Raw genomic sequence first — 22,945 nt, forward strand, 5'->3', positions numbered from 1 at the left:
GCGAATACCCCCGGGAGGCGAAACCCCTGGAGGCGAATACCCCCTGGAGGCGAATACCCCCTGGTGGCGGAAACCCCGGGAGGCGAATACCCTCGGGTGGCGAAATCCCTGAAGGCGAATATCATGGACGACTAAGCGATGAACAAACAAGCGTCTTAATTCCCGCCCTTCCGCTTCAAACTATCCTCTTTATCACGTTGTTTTTCAATCTCTTCCTGCCGGATGGCTTCCGCTCTCCTGATCGAGTCAATATATCTGCGCCGGTTCCGCTCGTTGAACAGCTCCGAAAACTTATTATACTCACGTACATAGGATATACCCAGACCCGCCTTGTTACGGTTTACCAGGTTATATACGTCATAATCCGATTTACTGAAGGCATTGATACGCAAACGGCCTTCCGGTGTCAGGAGGTATTCTGCCCTGAAGTCGCCCGCAAAGCGGTTGGCATTGGCCGAAGTGCTGGCCTTACCCCAATCGTAGTCACCGCCCACATACAACCTGATCCTGTTATTATAGAGGTTACTGGTCACCCCGGCGCTCACCTGGTTACGGTCAAGGGATGCATTGTCCTGGCTACCAATATTGTAAGCCCTGTAGTTGACATTGATACCGATACCGCTGTTTTTCAGCAGGGTGCCGGTAATATTGTTCAGAATGGCAGATGCCTGTGCACTCAACGCCTGGCCCACGCTGTTCTTACCCGTCGTTGCCACACTGGCGCCACCGGCCGAGTTAGGATCTTCCGGCAGGAACTGGTTGAACAGGAGAAGACCGGCCATTTGTTGCAGGGCCTTGTTCTGGTCCTGGTTGATCTCCCTCAGTTTGGCCGCCACACCACTTTCGTAAGCCACTGAGCCTACTTCCGGCAGGCTGATCTCGTAGGTGATATCCGGCTTCATCAGCTCGTTCCGGAGATTGATGAGGATGTCCACCCTTTCTGTACGGGTAGCCAGTTTATCGCCCGCGGTAGAGGAGTTACCCACCAGGTTATAAAGACTTACTTTAGGCAGCGTGTATTTCGCATGAATGTCCACTTTGGCTTCGTTGGGATCGCCATTCCAGGTGATGGAACTGCTCTTGTCGATGTCGAACTTCCAGCTGGTCAGCCGCTGCAGGGTAAAATTGTAGGATCCGTTATTGATCTCATAATTACCGAACATGGTGAAATCGCCCTCTGTATTCACATTGATCTGCAGGTTGCCGGTACCGTTCGCCGAGATCATATCACCGGAAGCAGCGTCCATGATCACGTCGATCTGGGCATCCGGGGTGGCGGAGATATCCAGTTTTACGCTCAGTTTTACGTTGTCTTTCTTCTTTTTCTTTTCCTCTTTCATCTCCGTACCGTAAGACTTGAACGTGATATAGTCCGAACGGCCAATGTCCTTACTGTCTGACAATGGCAGGTAGAAATGTGTGGTCCTGCCTGGTCTTGCCTGTATACGCAGTTGCAGATCGTTCAGGGGGCCCGAGAAATAGACCTTACCATCTGCGATCACGTTCCCGTAAAACAGGTCGCTGTCTGCCGCACCGGTATTCAGGAATATGAAGTTCCTGGCACTAACGTCGAAGTCAAAGTTGAGATTATTGAAATGATCATGTGATATATAACCACTGGCAGTAGCCCGGCTGTTATTCTTATCGACGATGAAGAAGTTACCGAATTCAATCAGGTTGTCATCTATGTTCACGTTAAGCCGGGGGATGGTGTAATGGGTGCCCAGGTACAACACCTTCAGGCCCGCACTGTCTACGCGCAGGTTACCATGTACGGATGGCTGCCGGGTAGTGCCGGTGATGGCCAGCTTGCCGGAGGCCATCCCTTTCAGGTCTGTTACATATTCGTTCACAAAGCGGTCCAGCACACTGAGAGAGGTGCCGTTCAGCTCCACATTGGCCTGTAACCTGTTGTTGGTGGCGGATACGCCTGCCAGTCCTTCTGCAAAGAAATTCTTGCCCTTATTTTCTGATCTGACAGAGAAGGTCACGTCGCCCGTTTCCTGTTTATAACCGCCTTCAAAGGCCACCAGGCCAATGGAGTCATTGTCAATACGCAACTCGCTGGTGGTGATCAGGGCATTGACATCCAGGCTGCCTGCCGGATCGGAAATGGTGATGTTCCCATCCGCAAAACCTTCTATGCGCATAGTGGTCAGTTGGGAGGGGATGACGTCATTCAGGTTCAGGTTTTTCAGGTTCACGATAAATTTCGACTCGTCCGGGTTGAACTCGTTCGTCTCTACCGTGATGCTTTGTTCGTTCCTGGTTACCTGCAGGTTATGGATGGTGAGGAAGTCCTTGCTCCAGTATATTTCATTGCCCGGCGTCACATTCCATTGCCGCTCATTTACGGTAAAGGCGCTGTTGAGGAAACTCACTTTCACACCCTCAGCTACAGTAATAACCCTGGCATAGAAACCATCCAGGGAGGAGGAGTCTATAGCCTGCAGGTCCACCTTAATATAAGAAGTATCCCTGCCGGAATTGGCCAGGATAAGCGGATGCTGCAGCAGTACCTTGTCGCCGGAAGATACCTTCCCGATACTGGTACTGATGTCTATCTTGTCGAAAGTCCCCGTGCTTTTCAGCTGAAGATTTTCAAAATGATAGTTCCTGTAAGAGGCCAGCGGCACATTGACATTCAGGGCCAGGTTACCTTTGATGGTATTCAGGTTACCCTCTATGGTGGAGTTGTCGAAGCCGGAAATATCCTTTGAAAAGCCACGTATCAGTTTATCTACCTGCCCCAGCTGGAAGGCGAAAGAGAAATCCTGCTGGATATTGTCTTTAGGGGCGGTAGGGAAGTAGCTGGGATAATATTTGTTCAACAGGAGGCGGAAAGCATCCGGCAGCTGCATGAAACTGTAATTCCCTTTTACATACCCGCCTATTTCGCTACCCTGGATGGCCAGCACCTTTACATTATTTTCCAGGTGGGTGGATACATTGAGGGAGTCGAACTCCAGCCTGCGCTGGTCTTTGAACAGGGATACATTGTATACCCTGGCGGAACCATTGAAGTTATCGATGTTGTCTCCGGCGAAGTTGAGGGCCATTTTAGCCTGCAGCACGATGGAATCGCCTGTCAGTTTTAAGGCCCGCAGGTTGCCATGGCGGATGTCGGAATCGAAATCGAATACCGGCACATCGCCATTGAAGTCGATGGTACCGGAAAAATCCATGTCCAGGTTGGGATCGTTGACCGTTAGGGAGCCGTTGAAGAATTTACGGTTCATTTCCCCCTTGGTCTTGATATTGCTGTAGCTGTAGCCGTTCAGTGTGATCTGTTGTACATCGGCATCCACGGCAGCTTTCAGGGTCCTGAAGTTGAAGCCTTCCCCGTTCAGTTTTGCGCTGAGCGAGACGGTAGCTATTTCGGGCACGCCCATCAGGGCGCCCACGTTGAAGGCGTCTGTGGTGAGACTTCCGGAATATACCGGTACATCCCTGTTCGTTTTAAAGTTAAGGTCGGAATTCAGGTTACCCAGATTGGTCTGGAACTTACCGTAGGCCACGAAGTCGTTCACGAAGCCTGTAAAGCTACCGGTGAAACGGATATTGTTCAGCCGTTCCAGTTGCACGGGATCTATATTCCGCAGATCAGGCGCAATGCTGATAATGTCAGCCCCGGTGGTGAGCAGTTCATCTGCGTTAAAGTCGATGTAGGTATTGTTGATATCCGGAAGGCCACGCATTTCCAGTCCGCCTTTCAGGCGGGTGGTGGCGCCGGCTTCCAGGCGGATATTGGATGCTTTCAGGTTGCTGACAGGGCCACGGGCATCTCCGCTCAGGGAGATCTCCCTTTTCCAGTCGGACAGTTCGGGCGCGAAGTAGGCGATATCGTCGGAATGGAGGGAGCTGTTCACAATATGCGCACGCATATATACCTCGTCGATATAGTGGTTCATGTCACTGATATCGGCATACTGCATGGTATAGTAATCCCGCAGGTGGCTGCGGTTGGTAAACAGGTCCATGTGGGAGAACTCCATTTCTACCGGCGACATCTTGAACTTCGCTGTCAGCTTTTTCACCTCGAAGCCGCTCCGCTCTTTGGTGCTCATGGTCAGATCGCCCAGGATGCTGTCTTTTACCAGGCTGGTATTGGTCAGTGACAGGTCGATCTTGTTGAAGCGGATATGATTGGGGGCAAAATATCCTTTTGCTACCGGGGTAGGGTCTTCCAGGTCATCCACCCCTAAAGTGCCGTCCTTAATGCTGATCTCTTTTACCAGCAGCTTCCAGTTGGCGCTGTTCCAGCGAAGGGCGGGAATGGCTGCGGTATCTGTGAGCGGCGCTGCGGGTGGCGCCGGACGTTTCTTACGGAGGGGAGAGGCCGGGTACCGGGAAATGATAAACGTCGGTTTATCCAGCGTCAGCTCCTGTATATCAATGTTATGCAGGTTAAGGTCAATATTCTTGGCGTCCAGGTAAATGCGTTTAGCCGCCACACGCATGTCTTCTCCTATCCAGGCATCGATCTGGTTAATGCGCACATTGCGCAGGTCTGTTTTACGCAGGTCGAAAGAGACACCGCCGCCGCCTTTGCGGGGCTTCAGGGTAGTATCCGGCGGAGCGCTGAATTCATCGATGATGAATTGGTAGTTCCATACGGAATCGTTCCTGTGGCGTACCAGGTTTATATCTGCGTCTTCCAGTCCCACAAACTTGATCACAGGTTTGTCCTGGAAGAAGAACCAGTCCGTAATGCGCAATTGCAGTACGCGGGCATAGAGCAGGGTATCTTTATGACGGTCTTCTATCAGTGTGCCTTCCAGGCGGAAACTATTGAACAGGCGGACGTTGACATGATCGATCTCTACACGGGTTCTCAGTTGTTCTGACAGGCGTTGGGTGACTTGATGCACCAGGAAGTTCTGTACCACCGGAATGTTTACCAGTATGCCGATCAGGATGATCAGGCCCAGGATACTCAGGAAGATAACAGATAATATTTTGCGTACTTTTTTCAGGCGGCGATATTTAATCCGGCAAAAATAGTTGAATTACTTGATAGAACTATAAGAGAACGCAGAAGTGCCGGCCATCGTCTGTGAGTATTGTATGAGTATTGCTTTATAACACAGGTTTAACAGTATATCCTTCCTTGCGCAAGAGCGCTATCACCCCCATGTTACCACCCAGGTGCCCTGCGCCTACTGCGAAAAAAGTAGATGCTTTGCCGGCTTCATTGCTGATGATACTGATCCAGTTGCGGTTACGCCTGTCCAGCAGCAGGTCCTTATACCGGAGCATGTCTTCCGTTTCAACGATCAGACTGTATAATGACTGGATATCTCCCTGTTTATAGGCGGCCATCATCTTTTGGTATACTTCCCTCGATTTCACCGTATCAGTAATACTCTTCAACACCATTGCGGCTTCTTCCGTATCAGGAATACTGTCAAAAAGGGCCAGCTGGTCCATGACTGTTTCCAGGTTTTTGACCGGTAGTTGCTGCACTTTCGCCAGTTTCCTAAGTTCGGCCTCTACAGATGCCGGCTGAGGGCAGGTTGTGGCAGCGAATTTTTGTAGCATGAGGGAATATATGATCACTGGCTTCAGCTTATCCAGTTGTGCCAGTTCGATATTCAGTGTATTGCGGTACCAGGTGGACACCTTTACATAATCATCTTCCGCAAACAGTGCCTTGAAGGAATAAGGCTCCGGCATTAGTGCTGCTGACCGCAGACGGCTTATTTCCTGTTTATCGTCGGTGTTCAATTCCAGGTATAGCGTTTTGGATTGCTTCAGCGCATCCAGGGTAGCAGGAGAGAAATGATTGTCATCAGGACAGATAGCATGAATAGTTCCATACAACCAGGATGGGCTTTGCAGGCCTTTACCGGATATTTCCCAGAGTAAGGAAGACTTTGGGGCTGTTTGCTGCTGGCATTTGATGGTTAACAACAACAGACTACAGGAAAACAGCAAAGAGGTCTTCTTGAATAACATGTCTATCTGTTTAAAAGTAATTTATGCAGTATGTACAGATCCTCCTCCGAATGCTGTGCTGAAACAATGATCCTGTTCACAGGCGGACTATCCGGATTGGGATAACCGAATGAGGAGATCATGATATCATGCTCCAGCAGGTATTTTTCAATACCCGCACTCTCCTTCAGCAGGAATACGGGCAACTGGAAGGGGTTGTGTAAGTATCCGATATTTCCCGTCAGGGATGCAAAATAACTGATCCGTTGCTGTAACAGCCGTCTTTGTTCGCGATGCAGGGAAAAGCTTTGCAGGAATGCCCAGGCATTGGCCGGCATCATAGGGGTGGCGCCGGTAAAGAGGGGGAGCCTTTTAATCGCTGCAATATCCGCCGCATGCCCCGATACTACGCCTCCCTGGGCGCTGTAGGCCTTGGTAAGGGAGGCTGACAGCAGGTACTGAACGGGAGGATGCTTTGGCAGGCTATGTATGATGCCATTACCATCCGTCCCGATCACGCCAATACCATGTGCATCGTCAATGAGCACCAGCACCTGGCGCTTCAGCTGTTGCAACCAGGAGAAATCGTTGATGGTACTGGCGAGCGGGTTCACGCTGTCTGTCACAATCACAAAACTTCCGTCAGGATGCGCATTGACCTTGTCGACCGTGGCGGCGGCCCAGGCAGACCATTCCTGTGCAGGAATGAGTGGCTGTCCTTTCCATAAAGCCGGATGGGCAGATGGCGCATACAACAGCTCTCCCTTTGTGGCGGCATATTGTACTGCCGCCTGCGATGCCAGGTAACCGGAAGAAAAAGTCGCCGCTGCCTGCTGCTGCAGCAATACCGCCAGGGCATGCTCCAGCTCCTCATACAGGAGCAGCCTGGTATTGGCAATACGGGAGGATACAAAGGTGGTCCCATATTCATCAATACCCTGTTTCAGCAACTCCTTAAAGGCAGGAAGCGCATGTAAGCCCAGGTAAGAAAATCCGGAAAAGAAGAGATATTCTTTCCCGGAAATGCTCGTTTTGCCGGTCGGCGTTGTATGTGTGAATTGTGCCTGCATGTCGTGAGTCTTTTTAGTTCCAGCATTCCATAAGATCCATTCGTGCCAATCGGCTCCGTCAGGAGCCTCTTGTTTGTAGCCCGGGGTTTTCAACCCCGGGTTGTTTGTAATGCGGGTATCCCCCCCGTTTGTGTAATTGGTACACCCGGGTCGTTTGTAACGCGGGCACCCCGTTGTTTAATGGTACACCCACCGTCGTGTAATGTGTGCCCCGTGTTATTGGTAACGGGTACGCTCCCTGGTTGTTTATAACACCCGCGACACCCCGGGATGGCATAACGCATTCATTCGCGCCAATCGGCTCCGTCAGGAGCCTTGTGTTTGTAGCCCGGGGTTTTCAACCCCGGGTCGTGTATTGGATACACCCCATTGTTTAATGGGTACACCCACCGTCGTGTAATGGGTGCCCCGGTGTTATTTGTAACGGATACGCCCCCTGGTTGTTTGTAACGCGGGTCGCCCGTGTTTATAACACGGTGCCCCCGCTGGATTGTTTATAACGCGAGGATGCCCCCCGCTCATTCAGATTTCGTTTTCAATATGAAATAGTAATCCCCCGATTTCACCTTCATATCAAAATGCGTTTCATCCAGGTTTATCACCGTCACCAGGTTCTCTGATGACCGCAGGCCATTGGCGGCAGTTACAGAGATGATCTTACCATTGCTCAGTAGCTCGTACTTGCCGGAATCCGGTTTATTGTCGATGGTGGCGATGAACAGGTTGTTGTCGAGGAACTGGTAAAACACATTCGTGTAATATCCTCTTTTCAGGTCAGTGGCCTGGGTGATCTGTGTAATATCGTAGGCCGATCCTGGTGGTATCACCACATCATACACCCGCCATTTCTTGTGCAGCAACAGCTGGTTGGTACGGCCGCTGTTACATGCGCTGAAAAGGAGGGCCAGTACAATTGCTGACAGGATAGCCTGTAATCTGATCTTCATGGTATATTATTGTTGCTTTTTTCCAAACATGTCCTGGTTGAAGGCCTGCGATTGCCCTTTGGGGATAGACAGGCTTTTCCAGTCAGATTTTTTGATCATTTTACCAATGTACACAATTTGCCCTACGTGATAGGGGATATGGCTGAGCTGCCTGTTGATGGCATCCAGCACAATATGCGGCTCGCTGCGTATATAAACGGTCTTCTCCAGGTCTTCCGGTGTCAGGGCGCTTATAGCATCCAGCATACATTTCCAGCCGGCGTCCCAGAGCCTGATGATATCTGCGGCAGATGCATTGTCATCTTCAAACTCCACGTCCCTGTTACGCCAGGGTTTTTCGCCATCGGAGTGAAGGAAATCTGTCCAGCGGGAGTGCATATTGCCACTCATGTGTTTCACGATGAGGCAGATGCTGTTCGGCTCTCCCTCCGGCTGCCAGTGCAGTTGTTCGCTGCTGAGCACAGCCAGTGTCTGATCGCCGAGTGATTTATAGTATGCGAATCTTTTCAGCACACTATCCAGGAAGATTTGTCCTATCATACGAAAGTAGTTTTAGTGATGATCAATAACCAGCTACGCTGTCATCGCCTCTTTTATCGCCCGCCGCTTCCAGCTGTCCTTTGGTGTTCACCTTAATAACCTCTGTACGTCCGATGGGACTATGAGGTACTATCTTATAGCCCATCTCCCTTAAGTACTGTAAAGGTGTTTCATCAAAGTCTTCCTCTACATCCACCTCGTCGGGCAGCCATTGGTGATGGAATTTGGGCGCATCTACCGCCTGCTGCACAGGCAGGTTGAATTCAATGATATTGAGCAGGGTCTGGAACACGGAAGTGATGATGGTCGAGCCGCCGGGCGTACCTGCTACAATATATGGCTTGTCTTTCTTCAGCACAATGGTAGGCGTCATAGAGCTCAGCATACGTTTGCCGGGAGCTACAGCATTCGCCTCTGTTCCTACCAGGCCGTACATGTTAGGCACGCCGGGCTTTACGCTGAAATCGTCCATTTCGTTGTTCAGGAAAAAGCCAGCGCCGCCTACTACCACTTTGGAGCCATAGCCGCCATTCAGGGTGGTGGTTACGGATACAGCATTGCCCTCGTTGTCCATCACAGAAAGGTGTGTGGTCTCATCACTTTCATAATAAACAGTTCCTGCGCCGGTCTGTTTACTGGAGCCTGCACGGTGTGGGTCAAAATCTTCCATGCGCGTACGCAGGTATTCGGGAGCGGTGAGTTGTTTTACCGGTACTTTCACAAAATCAGGATCTCCCAGGTATTGCGCACGGTCTGCATAGGCGCGGCGTTCCGCCTCTATCATGAGGTGCATGGCGTTGACAGAATGGAAACCCCAGGCAGACAGCGGATATTTTTCCACCATCCCCATCATCTGTTGCAGGGCAACGCCGCCGCTGGAAGGTAATGGCATGGTGACGATACGATAATTTTTATAGTAGAAGGAAACGGCTGTCCGCTCTTTCGCTTCATAAGCTTTCAGGTCTGCTGCGGTGATCAGCCCTTTGCCGCGTTTCATTTCCGCCAGGATGAACGCCGCGGTTTCCCCTTCATAAAAGCCTGCGCGGCCATTGATACTGATCCTTTTCAGGGTGGCGGCAAGGTCTTTCTGTATCAGGGTATCTCCCGCTTTCCAGGTCTTTTTTCTTACAAAGGCGTTAGGTTGCGTATTGAGCTTGCTGAACTGTTCCTGTGTTGCATTCAGGCTCCTGGCTTCCCTTTCGGTAATGGCGAAGCCCTTTTCTGCCAGAGTAATGGCCGGAGCAATGAGCTGCTGGATGCGCAGCTTTGCATATGGCAGGGACGCAAAGATGCCGGCTACGGTACCCGGTACGCCCGATGCCAGGTGACCGTCCTGGCTCAGTTTTGTATTGGCATTGCCTGAGGCATCCAGGTACATATCGCGGGAAGCCGCTGCGGGTGCTTTTTCCCTGTAGTCGATGGCCAGGTCCTTCCCGTTTTTCAGGTGGGCTACCAGGAAACCACCGCCGCCAAGATTCCCGGCAGCGGGATATACCACGGCCAACGCAAACTGCGTGGCAATAGCCGCATCTACCGCATTACCACCCTGTTGTAACATCAGCAGGCCGGCCTGGCTGGCTAATGGATGGGCAGATACTACGGCGCCATGACTGGCGGTAATACTTTTTTTAACTTGATAACGATAGGCATTGATCTGGGCTGGTTGTTGTGCATAAGCTGTGCTGGCAAGGGTTATAGCCAGTAAAACAGGAATCGTGCGCATGCGTTTATGAGTTTAATCCACAATTGATATTGACAAGTTGTTCCAAATGCGCTGTCAAATTAGTATTTTAGATAATAGACAGACCAATTCGTTCTTGTAGCAATACCATAACCAAAAGAACAACTCAAAATCTAAAAACCCAAATAAATCTAAATCGAACCTTATGTTACACCTGGTAGCCCATCTAAGAGGCCTTGTGCTTCTTATCGCCCTCACTTTATGTATATCAGCATCCTCGTATGGCCAGACCGGCACCATTACGGGTACCGTCACTGATGGCAAAGGACCGCTGGCCAATGCCACCGTCCATATCGAGCATACCAATAAAGGCGGATATACCAATGCACAGGGACGTTTTACCCTGGAAATAGTGCCCGGCAATCATACAGTGCTGATCAGTTACGTAGGCTATACCGCCCAGCGTAAGACCGTTACTGTCAGCGCCGGACAAACCACTACACTGGATGTGACCCTGGAAACAAGCACCACTATGAATGAACTGGTGGTACTGGGCTCCCGCAGCCTGCCGCGTACACAAACGGAAACGCCTGTACCGGTAGATGTTATTGACATCAAACGTATTGCCGCCGATGCGCCGCAGGTGTCCATCAACCAGATCCTCAACTATGTAGCGCCTTCCTTCAGCTCTGGTACACAAACCGTTGCCGATGGCACGGACCATATTGATCCCGCCTCCCTGCGTGGACTGGGGCCCGACCAGGTGCTGGTGCTGGTAAACGGCAAACGCCGGTACAATACCGCCCTGGTGAATGTGAACGGTAGCTTTGGCCGTGGCGCGGTAGGTACCGATATGAACGCTATCCCCACATCTGCCATTGACCGTATCGAGATACTGCGCGATGGCGCTGCCGCCCAGTATGGCTCTGATGCCATCGCCGGTGTGATCAACATCATCCTGAAAAGCACAGTGAACCGCCTGAACGTTAATGTAACTACAGGCGCCAACGTTACCTCGCAGGCCGACGATAATATGGATGGCCAGACGGTGCAGACCGGCGTTAACTATGGTGTTCCGCTGGGCGCCAAAGACGGATATATCAATTTCGGCGGCTCTTATGATTACCGTAATTATACCAATCGTTCAGGCCCCTGGACGGGCGCTATCTATCGCACCTATCCCGGTGGCGTAGATAAGACGGATTCTTTCCTCGTGGCTAACAACATCACCCGCAACGATATCCGTATGCGCGCGGGGCAGTCGAAACTGCGCAGCGCACAGTTGTTTGTGAATGCCAGCATCCCGCTGGAAAACAATGCTGAAGTGTATTTCTTCGGCGGTATCGGCTACCGTAACGGGAATGCTGCCGGTGTATACCGCTTGCCGCACGACAGCAGGAATGTAATGGAGATCTATCCCCTGGGCTTCCTGCCGGAAATACACAGTGATATTTACGACCGTTCTTTTGCAGCAGGTATAAGAGGTAACCTGGGCGACTGGAAAGTGGATTTCAGCAATACCTATGGCCGTAATGAGTTTGGCTTCAAAGTGGAAAATTCACTGAATGCATCCCTGGGAAAAGCTTCTCCCACACGCTTTACCTGCGGTGGACCTATCTTCACACAGAACACTACGAACGTCGATTTCTCGCGCCGTTTTGATGTGCTGGAAGGACTGGACATAGCCTTCGGTGCAGAACACCGCTTCGAGCAGTACGAGCTGGTAGCAGGGGCAGAGAACTCTTATACCGACTATGGCCGCGCCAGGAAGATAGGGGTAGATGCCAATGGAAAAGATATCCTGATACCAGACCCGCAGGGCTCAGTCAACACCGTATTCGGACCTGACGGCACACCCAGGGCCGGCGGTGCACAGGTATTCCCCGGCTTCCGTCCTGAAAATGCGATCAGGGCTACCCGCAGTGCCATCTCCGGTTATGTGGATGTAGAAGCCAATTTCTCCTCCGCATTCCTGCTGGGAGGCGCCTTACGTTTTGAGAACTATAACGATTTCGGCAGTACGCTGAATGGTAAACTGACAGCACGCTATAAGCTGAGTGAAAGAACTGCGCTCAGGGCTTCTGCCAGCACCGGTTTCAGGGCGCCATCATTACACCAGCGCTTTTATTCTTCCACTTCCACTTTGTTTGTGGATGGCGTGCCTTATGAAGTGGGTACCTTCACGAACGACAGCCGGCCGGCACAGTTGCTGGGCATCCCGCAGCTGAAACCGGAAAAATCAAAAAGTATCAGTGCGGGTTTTACCAGCACCTTCGGCAAGTTTAGCCTGACGCTGGACGGTTACTTTACTCATATCGACGACCGTATTGTATACACAGACCAGTTCTCCGGTAATAATGCCGATACCGCATCTGCCGTAGACAAAGAAATATACCAGCTGCTCTCGCTCGCCAATGCCAACAGGGCTGCCTTCTTCGCCAATGCCATCAATTCTGAAACAAAGGGCGTTGACCTGGTACTGACCTACAGTACAAAACTGGGCGGGGGCACATTGCGTGCAGACCTTTCCGGCACCTATAGCTATACGCAGCGTGTAGGCCAGATCAAAGCTTCCGAGAAGCTGAAAGGGAAAGAGAATATCTATTTCAGCCGGGCCAGCAGGATCTACCTCGAAAGAACGGTGCCGCGTGAAAAAGTGAACCTGACACTGTCTTACAACATAGGTAAGTTCAATGCCTTCCTCCGTAACGTTCACTTCGGTACGGTAGAGGAAGCTACCAACGATCCGGCCTTCTTCCAGACCTATTCTGCCAAGGTAGTGACCGATGTGGCAGTGGGTTATAAACTGACGCCTGCCCTGAAGCTGAGCATTGGTTCCAACAACGTGTTTGACGTATACCCGGACCTGGTAGCCAACCCTGCCAATACCACCAACAACCAGTTCAGGTATAGCAGAAGGGCTACACAATTCGGTTATAACGGCCGTTTCCTGTTTGCAAGGCTGGAACTGAACCTGTAAATATTTTACTATAACTGAATAACTATCAATGGAATGAATGGGCTTCGCATTCATTCCATTGGTATAGTCATTTTTCCTGCTATTTTATATTATTATATTTTGCTATATTGAGTATGCCTTTTCAAGCTATTTATTTGCATCAGCATGTCCGGTGAACGAAATTCTATAAACATTTACAATGCATTGCTTCCAGGTTTTCTGCTGTTGTTGCTTGCCATCAATGGCGCAGGTTGTGCTGCCGGAGAGGATCACAAGACTGAACTGTTGCGCCAGGTAATGCGGGAGGAGAACGGGCATATCAAATGGAAAGTATATGGCTTTACTGATGATCCTTACAGGGAAAAGGTAGAGATCTACTATGAGAATGGCAAGCTCAAAGAAGTGTATTACCGGCGGGCGGGGAGAATGGAAGGCGTCAGGACCGTTTTCTTCGATAACGGCAAACTATCGGAAACCGGCCACTGGCATGAAGACAACAGGGTAGGGGAGTTCCGTTATTACCGCCGCGAAGGAGGTCTTGAGTGTGTACAGTATTTCGGACTGATAGGTGAAAGTGTAGAGTAGCAAAAAACCTTTCAATTGTTTATCTTAGGTAAATTAAATTGAAGGTTCCATATGCGCAAATTGCTGTTATCGTCCCTTATACTGCTCATCGTGCAAACAGGATATTCACAGATCCTGCCTACGCCGGAACAGTTTCTCGGTTATGCGCCCGGAACGCAGTTCACGCCCTATCACCGGGTACTCGAATACTTCAGGGCCGTTGCTGCTGTTACGCCCAATATGCAGCTCACCCAATACGGCACTACCTACGAAGGCCGCCCCCTGATGCTGGCCGTTATTTCTTCTCCTGAAAATATCAGCAAGACCGAACAGATAAGACAACACAACCTGGAACTGGCCAGTGGTGATGGCAAGCCTGCCGCCGGCGATCCTGTGATTGTCTGGCTGAGCTATAACGTACATGGCAATGAAGCTGTTTCTACGGAAGCCGCTATGGTCACACTGTACATGCTGGCCAATAAAGAACATAAAGCGCAACAGGAATGGCTGAAGAATACGGTCGTGATCATCGATCCCTGTCTTAATCCCGACGGACGGGAACGCTATGTGAACTTCTACAACCAGGTGCATACCCGTTATGCCGACCCCTTATTATTTGCGAGAGAGCACAATGAACCATGGCCGGGAGGAAGGGCGAACCACTATTACTTTGACCTGAACCGTGACTGGGCCTGGCAGACGCAGGTGGAATCGCAGCAAAGAGCGATCCAGTATAGCCGCTGGATGCCCCAGGTACATGTAGACTTCCATGAACAATCTATCGACGCTCCATATTACTTTGCACCTGCAGCAGAGCCTTTCCATGATATTATCAAACCCTGGCAGCGCAGCATGCAGATGCTGATCGGTAAGAACAATGCCCGTTACTTCGATAAGGAAGGCTGGCTGTATTTTACCAAGGAATTCTTTGATATGTTCTACCCCAGCTACGGCGATACCTACCCTACCTACAATGGGGCCATCGGAATGACCTACGAGCAGGGTGGTGGCGGACGTGCAGGGCTGGCAGGTTTAAAACAGGACGGCGATACCCTGACCCTTACAGAACGTATTGCGCATCATCGCACTACGGGACTGTCGACTATAGAGATCGCCTCACAACAGGCGCCCTTATTACTGAAAGAATTCTCTCACTATTTTTACGAAGCTATCCATGCACCGGAAGGCCCTTATATGTCTTACGTAGTAAAGGCTGCCGGCAATTATGAGAAACTGGCTTCCCTGGGCACCCTGCTCAACAGGAACGGTATCCGTTTCGGTTATGGCTCGGCCGCGAACAAGGCTATTGGCTTTAACTACTTTAATGGTAAGACAGAAAATTTCAACATAGATAAGGAAGACATGGTGATCAGTGCTGCACAGGCCAGGTCAAACCTGTTAAAAGTATTGTTCGAGCCCGATTCCCGTTTAGCCGATTCCGTCACATATGATATTACCGCCTGGTCACTGCCTTATGCTTATGGCCTGCAAACCTACGGGGTACGCCAGTTACTGACGCCGGCAAAAGATAGTCTGCAGGCTATCCAGAACGCTTACCTGGCCGCCGCAAAGCCCTATGCCTACCTGGCCCGCTGGAATAGTATCAAGGACGTACGTTTCCTCTCCGCATTGCTGCAGAAACGCATCCGGGTAAGATATGCGGAAGGCGATTTCATTGCCGGCGGCAAGTCCTTTCCCGCAGGTACGCTGATCATTACCAGGTCGGGCAATGAAGCGGCAGGCGCTCAATTTGACGAACAGGTCATTGCATTGGCCAATACTTTTAAAACAGGACTGGACGCGGTGAATACCGGCTTTGTGGAGAAGGGCGTGGACTTCGGTTCGGAGAAAGTGCGGTTCATCAAACCTATCCGGGTGGCTGTGGTCATGGGCGAGGGTATTTCTTCCCTGGCAGCCGGAGAGGTATGGCATTTCTTCGAACAGCAGATCGGTTACCCGCTCACCATCGTGGATGAAAAACAACTATCGCGCGTGAACTGGAAAGCCCTCGATGTGCTGATATTGCCGGATGGCAACTATAAGTTCCTGTCAGACAAAGACAACGCCAATAAACTGCGCGACTGGATCACCGGCGGCGGTAAACTGATTGCCCTGCAGGGAGCGCTGGCACAGGTGGCTACACTGGACTGGGGCATTCACCAGAAAAAGGAGGATGAAGAGAAAGAAGAAAAGAAAGATGAATACGCCATGCTGAAGCCTTACGCCAACCGTGAAAGGGAAGGCGTGAAGCAGCTTATTCCCGGCGCCATATACAAAGTACAACTGGACAATAGCCACCCGCTGGCTTTCGGATTTCCGTCTGTCTATTACACTTTAAAGCAGGACAGCAGGATATACGACTATCTGGACGATGGTGGCTGGAATGTGGGCATACTGAAGAAAGATAATTACCTCAGTGGTTTCGTGGGAACGGAAACACGCAGAAAGCTCAGGGACGGTTTACTCTTCGGTGTAAGGGAAATGGGCGAAGGTAAGATCGTCCTCATGGCCGATGACCCGCTGTTCCGCAGTTTCTGGGAGAACGGGAAACTGATGTTCGGCAATGCATTGTTTATGGTGTGGTAACATGCCGAAATGATGTACAGCTGTCGATTACCGGATGCAATGGTCATTAAAAGCCACATTTGAATGATATGACAGTGTTACGTCATTGAATTTATGCCTTTAAAGTCATTTGATATTACGCTAGGGTTTTAGACCGTCGTAAGCAATGAAAAGTCTTATTTGAAATGATAGGACGGTGTTGCGTCGTTGAATGCATGACAGCCTTTAAAAGTTATCTGACCTTACACAACAGTTTTAAACCGTCGGAAGCAATGGTTCCTGAAAAAATTCAGAAATGGAGGTGTTGCCCCATGGATATGACAGTCGCTAAAACCTTTTGATATTACATCCCAGCGCGGTTGTAGAATTTACCCGCACGGCCTTACCTGCCAGCAGATCATTGATGGCGTTGTTCAGGTGGCGCATCTTAACCGCTTCTGCATTGCCCGGGCTATCATCAATAGCGCCCTTATAAACGAGTTTCGCCTGCTGGTTGAACAGGTAGCATTCCGGCATATGACTGGCCTCAAAAGCGTCTGCTAATTCAGTTTTTTTATCTGCTACATAATACCAGTTGTATTGCTGCCCGGTAGCATAGGTCTTCATGGCAGCCAGCACTGCTTTTTCATCTGCACCGGCAGTGTTGGAATTGATCAGCACCACACCGATATTATTGCTAAGCGCATATTTACAGATCTCCTGTGTGCGGGCCTGGTTCCTTTCTATATAGGGACAGGTATTGCCGGAGAATATCACCAGTAATCCATTATTTAATCTTGCCTTATTGAGCGTGATCTCTTTGCCGGAAAAATCCTGCAGTACAACATCCCCTTTAGGTAAGGGCGCTCCTATTTCCAATGGCGGCGTAAGGGCCGGCTGCATGGCCACAAGCCAGGAGTATAGGATCAATAGACAGTATACGTTTCTCATAAATATAGGTTTCAGGTTAACACTATGCCCCCTTGCTGGTTGTTGCCGAGGACAGTACAATGAAGGAACCGACCAGGGATTCCGTCATAAAGATACGAATATGTGTGATTTTTATCTAATTTATCAGGAGAGGCCGCGTATCTCTTCCGGGAGGTTTTCCTTACGGGCTTCCGCTGTTTCCTTCAGGATCCGGATGCTGGCGTTCAGCTCAAAACCGATCAGCAGGATGAATGAATAGAGGTAAATGGACAACATGAGGATGAGGATAGTGCCCACGGAGCCGTAGATCTTGTTGTAATTGGCAAATTTGTTGACAAATACGGAAAAGAGGATGGTCACCACGATCATCATAATAGTGGCGAAGGTAGACCCCGCGGTAATGAACTTCCATCGTTTGGTGGTAGCCGGCACGAAGCGGTAGATCACCGAAAGCATAGAGAAGAACAGTAAGGCGATGAGTATCCACCGCGCCACATCGGCCAGTGACAATATGCGGGTGTCGGTTATACCCAGATATTTGAAAATGAAGCTCAATACGGTACCCTGCGCAATGATCAGGATGACGGTCAGCAGCAGGAGGAAGATGAGTATGAGCGTCAGCTTGAGGGCCATAAGCCTTTTCTGCCACCATTTTCTGCGGCGGAAGCCGGGCGACTTCTTATTGAAAGAACGGGCCAGTCCCATCACCGCATTGGAAGAGGCGAAGAAGCCCATCAGGAAGGCGATGGACAGTAATCCGTTACGGTGGGTATACAGGAAGTCATGGATCATGTCCCGTATAATAATGTAGGTATTGTAGTTGGGGGTAACATCTTCTGCCAGCTCGTACAGGGTGGCCTCCACATTTTTCATGGGGATGTAGGGTACGAGGGTGAACAGAAAGATGAAGAATGGGGGAATGGACAGCAGGAAGTTGAATGAAATAGCTGCAGCCCGTTCCCCCAGGCTCCGGTTCCCCATTTCCTTCAGAAAGAATTTGAGCACGTCGTACAGGGGCACTCCCTCAAAACCGGGCAGCACCAGTGTTTTGCTGATGTTTACCAGTTTACGGAAAGGCCTGGATGTAAGAATGATCTTTTCTGGTCTGAATGGCATTGTAGTGTATTGTTATATCCCCCGCGCATTTAAAGCAGCATGGAATGCCTGTGCATTTTTCATGTGCTCTGCGTAGGTGGCGGCAAAGGCATGATATCCGGAGAAATCAGCTTTAGCGCAAAAATAGATATAATCAGTTTCCGGCGTATTCAGTACTGCTTCGATCGATTTAATGGAAGGTGTACAGATAGGGCCCGGAGGCAGACCGGCATTCTGATAGGTATTATAAGGCGATGAAAAGGCGATATGTCCTTCCCTGATCCTGCGGATGGAGAAGTCCTGCAGGGCAAATTTCACGGTAGGATCTGCCTGGAGGCGCATGCCTTTGCGGAAGCGGTTGATGTATACGCTGGAGATCAGCGGTTTTTCATCGTTTTTATTGGTTTCCTCTTCCACGATAGAGGCGATGATCATTACCTGTACAGTGCTCAGGTCCAGGCGACGGGCAGCAGCCTTGCGTTCGTCTGTCCAAAAAGCGGCCGTTTCCTTTTCGATCTTCCTGAAGGCTGCCTCTGCGGTGGTATTCCAGTAGAACTGGTAACTGTTCGGAATGAAGGCGCACATCACGGTGTTGGTATCCAGTCCGAACTGGCGGAGGTATACCTGGTCGCTGAGCAATGCGCGGAAGGTAGCAGAATCGGCTTCCAGGTTGGAGCAGATCTTCCTGACGAGGTCCTGCTTGGTGCGCAGTTTGGTAATGGTCAGGTTCACCGGCGTCTGACGGCCGGCGCGCAGCAGCTTCACAATATCGAAATTGCTCATACCCCGGCTGATCTTGTATTTACCGGCTTTTACCCGCTTTGGATATCCCAGTTCGCGGGCTACCCAATCGAAGCTGGTACGGCTGCGGATGATCTGCTGTTCTTCCAGTCCATCCAATACATCCGAATAGGTTGCGCCGGTATGTACATAGAAAAACTTACTATCCCCAAACGCTTTGGTATTGGGGCCAAATACACGATACCCTACATATACGAGCAGGCCTGCCAGGATAGCGCAGGCAACTACCAGCATACGTTTAATCCACAGATTCTTCTTCTGACTTTTTTTTGCTTTGCTTGTCTTTGCCATAGGATGGTAGGTATTCAATAAAAAACCTCGCTTGTGACGGCGAGGTTCTGAAATAGCTTTAACAGCCGGAATATTATTTTGCAGGAGCCGGAGGTGCCGGATTCACTGGCGTAGCTGGCGCTGGAGCCGGAGCTGTAGGGACGGTCACATTTTGTTCCATCACGCCTTTTCTCATTTCCGGAGCCTGACCTCTGCTGATGAACAGGGAGGAAGTGAGGCACAGCACACCGATGATGGCAGACAGGATCCAGGTACCTTTTTCAAGCACATCTGTGGTCTGGCGTACACCCATCACCTGGTTACCGAAACCACCAAAGCTACCGGATAAACCACCGCCTTTCGGGTTTTGTACCAGTACGAAAAAGCCCAATAACACACAGGCCAGGATGATTAATATGCCGAAAATCAATAACATAGTATATAAGTTAACTTTTTTCTGTTAGTAACTGAAGTTCCTTAATCTTTTGCGCAAAATAAGCGCTTTTGTTGGGATTAAGCAAACTTAATTTTTGATATATGTGGATGGCTGTCTGGTACTGGTGCTGGCGTGCCCAGATCTCAGCAAGCGTCTCCGAAACGATGTCGTCATTCAGTGTAATGGAGTCCATAGCCATCTTTTCCACCGCCTCTGATACTTCCGGATCAGGATCTTCGTAGCTGCGGTGCATTTGCTGATGATACCATTGTTTGCTGGCTTTTTCGGCGAAGGTGTGCTTCATCTCTCTGAGCCAGGAAGTAAAACTTTTCATTTCTGCTGCTCCTTTTTCACTGAGCTGTTCTGCCTGCTCAGGTTCTTTCAAACGTTTGTAAGCGAAATAATCATCGGTATACAAGGGTTGGAAAGTCAGAGACGTTTCGGTCTCAGAAGTATCCAGCGGGAATATTTTAATAGGCTCTGTTTCAGCTGCCGGTGCTGTACTAACCGGGTTGTCTGCTGCCGGTGTTGCCGGCGCCTGCGCTGCTGCAGGCAGACTTGTGACCGGGCTGCCTACTACCGGCTCCTGTGTATGTACAGGCGCTGCCTCCGTAGCAGGTGTGGCTGTAGCCGGCGCTGCCTGGAAAGGCGGCGGAGTGGCAGGTGTTGCCACCACATCATCCGCAGTAACGGTCAATTCTTCTTCTGTATTGTATGTTGCGGCAGTAAAATTTGTTTCCGGCGCGGCCTGTTCTGCCGGCGCTTTAGGTACTGTAACATGGATCTTGGTTTCCTGCACAGGCTGTGCTGCAGGTGCCGCTGTTTCCGCCTGTCCGGGGAATGCACTGACAGGAGCCTCGGCCACAGGAGCAGGAGCTGCTTCGGCTGTTACTTCAGCGGTTACAGGTGCTGCCGGAGCTGCTTCAGCCGTCATTGATATTGCTTCAGCGGTAATTGGTGTTGTTTCTGCCGCTACTGGTGTCGCTTCTTCTGCTACCGGCGCAACAACCTCCGGAACTACACTTTTCTCGTCGGTGGTCACAAAACGGTAGAAGTAATGCATGTTGGTGCTATACTGCTGTGCCTTCTTTACTGCCGGCGCCAGCAGGTTCTTCTGCACGCTGTATTGTTTGCGCGCCAGCAACAGGCGGGCCGCCGTGAAATAGGGATATGACGTTACCAGCCGTTCCAGTGCTGCTTCGTCAACCTGTTTGATATCAGGCTGTTGGAAGATATGTTGAATGATCCTGTTTGCGGTCATGCTGCTAAAGTATGAAAAAAAATTAAATACAAAAGCTTTTGTAATACTTACCAGTTAGCGAACGCTTTGTTGAAAATATCATCCACTATTTGTGGCAGGATAGTGTTTTCCAGCAGGCCATTTTCCACCGCACTTGGTAACTGCGAGGCGGAGAAGTCGGCAGAACGGGTGAAGGACTGTGTATACCCCTTTTTATCACCTATTCTTTTTACAAACGTAATATTGATGGTAACGGTCAGCCTGGAAGTAGCGGCCTGGTCGACGTTGGTCACCGCGGCATTGCTGAAGGAATAACCGGTTACAGCGCCTTTGAACTCATAATCGGCCCCATCTTCGTTGATCTGTACCAGCCTGGTCTGCGATTGTACTTTGGTACGCAGTTTTTCGGTCAGGTTCTGGCTCAGTGTCGGATTGTTGATCGGCGCCCTGTTATCAATAAAACGCACGTTTACGGTCTTTGCGCCCGGTTCAATACTGGCCCCTGTGGCGGAATAATGAATAGAACAGCCGCCCAATACCAGCAGCAGGCTGATGGTCATTATCCCCTGAAGTAATCTGATCATCTTAAAAGTGTTAAGACTGCCTGCCATGAGTGGAATTGTCCCCGGCAGGCGTCTGCTATTCGTTAATGTTGTATTCTTTCAGTTTCCTGTATAAGGTCCGCTCGGAAATGCCCAGGTCAAGCGCTGCGTCTTTTCTTTTGCCTTTATGTTTTTTCAGGGCCTTGACGATCAGTTCCTTTTCCTTGTCGGCAATCGACAATGTTTCCTCTACTTCTTCATGGTGATCGATCTTGTTGTTATCCTGTAAGATGATCGGCTGTGGGGAAGAAATGGTTGCGGGCACAGGGCTTGCTACGCTCACTTCGGGTTGCGGGTGGAAGCTGTGCATCAGGTGACTGTCCTGGAAATTGCCGGCATGGGCAATATTAGGGTTCTGCAGGATGTCGAAGAACATCTTTTTCAGTTCTGTCACATCTTTCTTCATATCGAAGAACAGTTTATACAGTATATCCCTTTCGTTGGTAAAGTCACCGTTGGTCTTGGCCTGTGGAGCAGCGATCATCGGCAGCCTGGAAGGCTCGTTCACCTCTGGCAGGAAGCGTCTTAATTCCTGTGCGGTGATGAGTTTGTCCTGTGCCAGTACGGAGATCTGCTCCGCCATATTCTTCAGTTCACGCACGTTACCTCTCCACGGGTAGTTGACCAGGATATTACGGGCCTCGTCATCCAGCTGGATGCTCGGGGTTTTGTAGCGCTCCGAAAAGTCCACGCAGAATTTACGGAACAACAATGGAATATCCTCTTTCCTGTCCCGCAGGGAAGGTACCCTGATCGGAACGGTATTCAGACGATAGTAAAGGTCTTCCCTGAATTTGCCCTGCTGGGTATGATCGAGCAGGTCCCTGTTGGTAGCGGTGATGACCCGTACATCTGTTTTCTGCACTTTGGAAGAGCCGACCCTGATAAATTCGCCTGTTTCCAGTACGCGCAGCAGGCGGGCCTGTGTGCCGAGCGGCATTTCCCCGATCTCGTCCAGGAAAATGGTACCGCCGCTCACGGTTTCAAAATATCCTTTGCGGCTGTCTACCGCACCGGTAAATGAGCCTTTTTCATGACCGAAAAGTTCCGAGTCTATAGTCCCTTCCGGGATAGCGCCGCAGTTGACGGCAATGAAAGGGTTGTGTTTACGGGCACTAAGTGAATGGATAATATTGGAAAACACTTCTTTACCGACGCCGCTTTCACCAACTATCAACACGGTCAGATCCGTGTTGGCCACCTGTGCTGCCACCTGCAGGGCATAGTTCAATGCAGGTGAGTTTCCGATAATGCCAAACCTGTTTTTAATGGACTGTACGTTATCCATATCCTCAATTTACCCTCTTACCGGCCGCGCGGGCCTGTAAA

Annotated in this window: 16 protein-coding genes; 3 read left to right on the forward strand and 13 right to left on the reverse strand. The window is 50.4% G+C overall.

Annotated features, from left to right (window positions below; translation table 11 throughout):
• Positions 1-155 precede the first annotated feature (155 nt).
• The 6 genes from MYF79_RS13880 to ggt all read right to left on the reverse strand — a co-directional run bounded on the left by MYF79_RS13880 (position 156) and on the right by ggt (position 10,217).
• Complete coding sequence (locus MYF79_RS13880) at positions 156-4,889, reverse strand: translocation/assembly module TamB domain-containing protein (protein WP_247814538.1); 4,734 nt, start codon at positions 4,887-4,889, stop codon at positions 156-158.
• 190 nt (positions 4,890-5,079) lie between these two features.
• Positions 5,080-5,958, reverse strand: a complete 879-nt coding sequence (locus tag MYF79_RS13885) for a TraB/GumN family protein (protein ID WP_247814540.1) — start codon at positions 5,956-5,958, stop codon at positions 5,080-5,082.
• 2 nt (positions 5,959-5,960) lie between these two features.
• The gene (locus MYF79_RS13890) at positions 5,961-7,007 is read right to left on the reverse strand and encodes an aminotransferase class I/II-fold pyridoxal phosphate-dependent enzyme (RefSeq protein WP_247814541.1); all 1,047 of its coding nucleotides are present in this window, start codon (positions 7,005-7,007) and stop codon (positions 5,961-5,963) included.
• Positions 7,008-7,525: 518 nt separating this feature from the next.
• A complete protein-coding gene (locus MYF79_RS13895; protein ID WP_247814543.1) occupies positions 7,526-7,954 on the reverse strand; it encodes a hypothetical protein in 429 nt (142 codons plus the stop codon).
• A gap of 6 nt (positions 7,955-7,960) precedes the next feature.
• Entirely contained in the window at positions 7,961-8,494 is a 534-nt protein-coding gene (locus MYF79_RS13900) for a DUF1572 family protein (protein ID WP_247814545.1), read from the reverse strand.
• A 22-nt stretch (positions 8,495-8,516) separates the two neighbouring features.
• Positions 8,517-10,217: a gamma-glutamyltransferase gene (gene ggt, locus MYF79_RS13905; protein ID WP_247814546.1), complete on the reverse strand. Its 1,701-nt coding sequence runs from the start codon at positions 10,215-10,217 to the stop codon at positions 8,517-8,519.
• Positions 10,218-10,380: 163 nt separating this feature from the next.
• Between ggt and MYF79_RS13910 the strand changes: the two genes are divergently transcribed.
• The 3 genes from MYF79_RS13910 (at position 10,381) to MYF79_RS13920 (ending at position 16,284) form a co-directional block, all read left to right on the forward strand.
• Positions 10,381-13,155 (forward strand): TonB-dependent receptor, encoded by a 2,775-nt coding sequence (locus MYF79_RS13910; protein ID WP_247814547.1) that lies wholly within the window; start codon positions 10,381-10,383, stop codon positions 13,153-13,155.
• Between the two features lie 144 nt (positions 13,156-13,299).
• Positions 13,300-13,719, forward strand: coding sequence for a toxin-antitoxin system YwqK family antitoxin (locus tag MYF79_RS13915; protein WP_247814549.1), 420 nt, complete (start codon positions 13,300-13,302; stop codon positions 13,717-13,719).
• A 51-nt stretch (positions 13,720-13,770) separates the two neighbouring features.
• A complete protein-coding gene (locus tag MYF79_RS13920) occupies positions 13,771-16,284 on the forward strand; it encodes a M14 metallopeptidase family protein (RefSeq protein WP_247814551.1) in 2,514 nt (837 codons plus the stop codon).
• A gap of 306 nt (positions 16,285-16,590) precedes the next feature.
• Here MYF79_RS13920 and MYF79_RS13925 read toward each other — a convergent pair whose 3' ends face one another.
• The 7 genes from MYF79_RS13925 to MYF79_RS13955 form a co-directional block, all read right to left on the reverse strand.
• On the reverse strand, positions 16,591-17,193 hold the full coding sequence (locus MYF79_RS13925) for a redoxin domain-containing protein (protein WP_247814552.1): 603 nt from the start codon (positions 17,191-17,193) through the stop codon (positions 16,591-16,593).
• 123 nt (positions 17,194-17,316) lie between these two features.
• A complete protein-coding gene (locus MYF79_RS13930) occupies positions 17,317-18,288 on the reverse strand; it encodes a YihY/virulence factor BrkB family protein (RefSeq protein ID WP_247814554.1) in 972 nt (323 codons plus the stop codon).
• 12 nt (positions 18,289-18,300) lie between these two features.
• A complete protein-coding gene (gene mltG, locus MYF79_RS13935) occupies positions 18,301-19,359 on the reverse strand; it encodes an endolytic transglycosylase MltG (RefSeq protein WP_247814556.1) in 1,059 nt (352 codons plus the stop codon).
• Between the two features lie 73 nt (positions 19,360-19,432).
• A complete protein-coding gene (gene secG / locus MYF79_RS13940; RefSeq protein ID WP_247814557.1) occupies positions 19,433-19,774 on the reverse strand; it encodes a preprotein translocase subunit SecG in 342 nt (113 codons plus the stop codon).
• 10 nt (positions 19,775-19,784) lie between these two features.
• Positions 19,785-21,035 (reverse strand): hypothetical protein, encoded by a 1,251-nt coding sequence (locus tag MYF79_RS13945; RefSeq protein ID WP_247814559.1) that lies wholly within the window; start codon positions 21,033-21,035, stop codon positions 19,785-19,787.
• Positions 21,036-21,082: 47 nt separating this feature from the next.
• Positions 21,083-21,598 (reverse strand): LPS assembly lipoprotein LptE, encoded by a 516-nt coding sequence (gene lptE, locus MYF79_RS13950; RefSeq protein ID WP_247814561.1) that lies wholly within the window; start codon positions 21,596-21,598, stop codon positions 21,083-21,085.
• 55 nt (positions 21,599-21,653) lie between these two features.
• Entirely contained in the window at positions 21,654-22,904 is a 1,251-nt protein-coding gene (locus tag MYF79_RS13955) for a sigma-54 interaction domain-containing protein (protein WP_247814562.1), read from the reverse strand.
• Positions 22,905-22,945: the final 41 nt, after the last annotated feature.

Source organism: Chitinophaga filiformis, from assembly GCF_023100805.1.
Lineage (GTDB): Bacteria > Bacteroidota > Bacteroidia > Chitinophagales > Chitinophagaceae > Chitinophaga > Chitinophaga filiformis_B.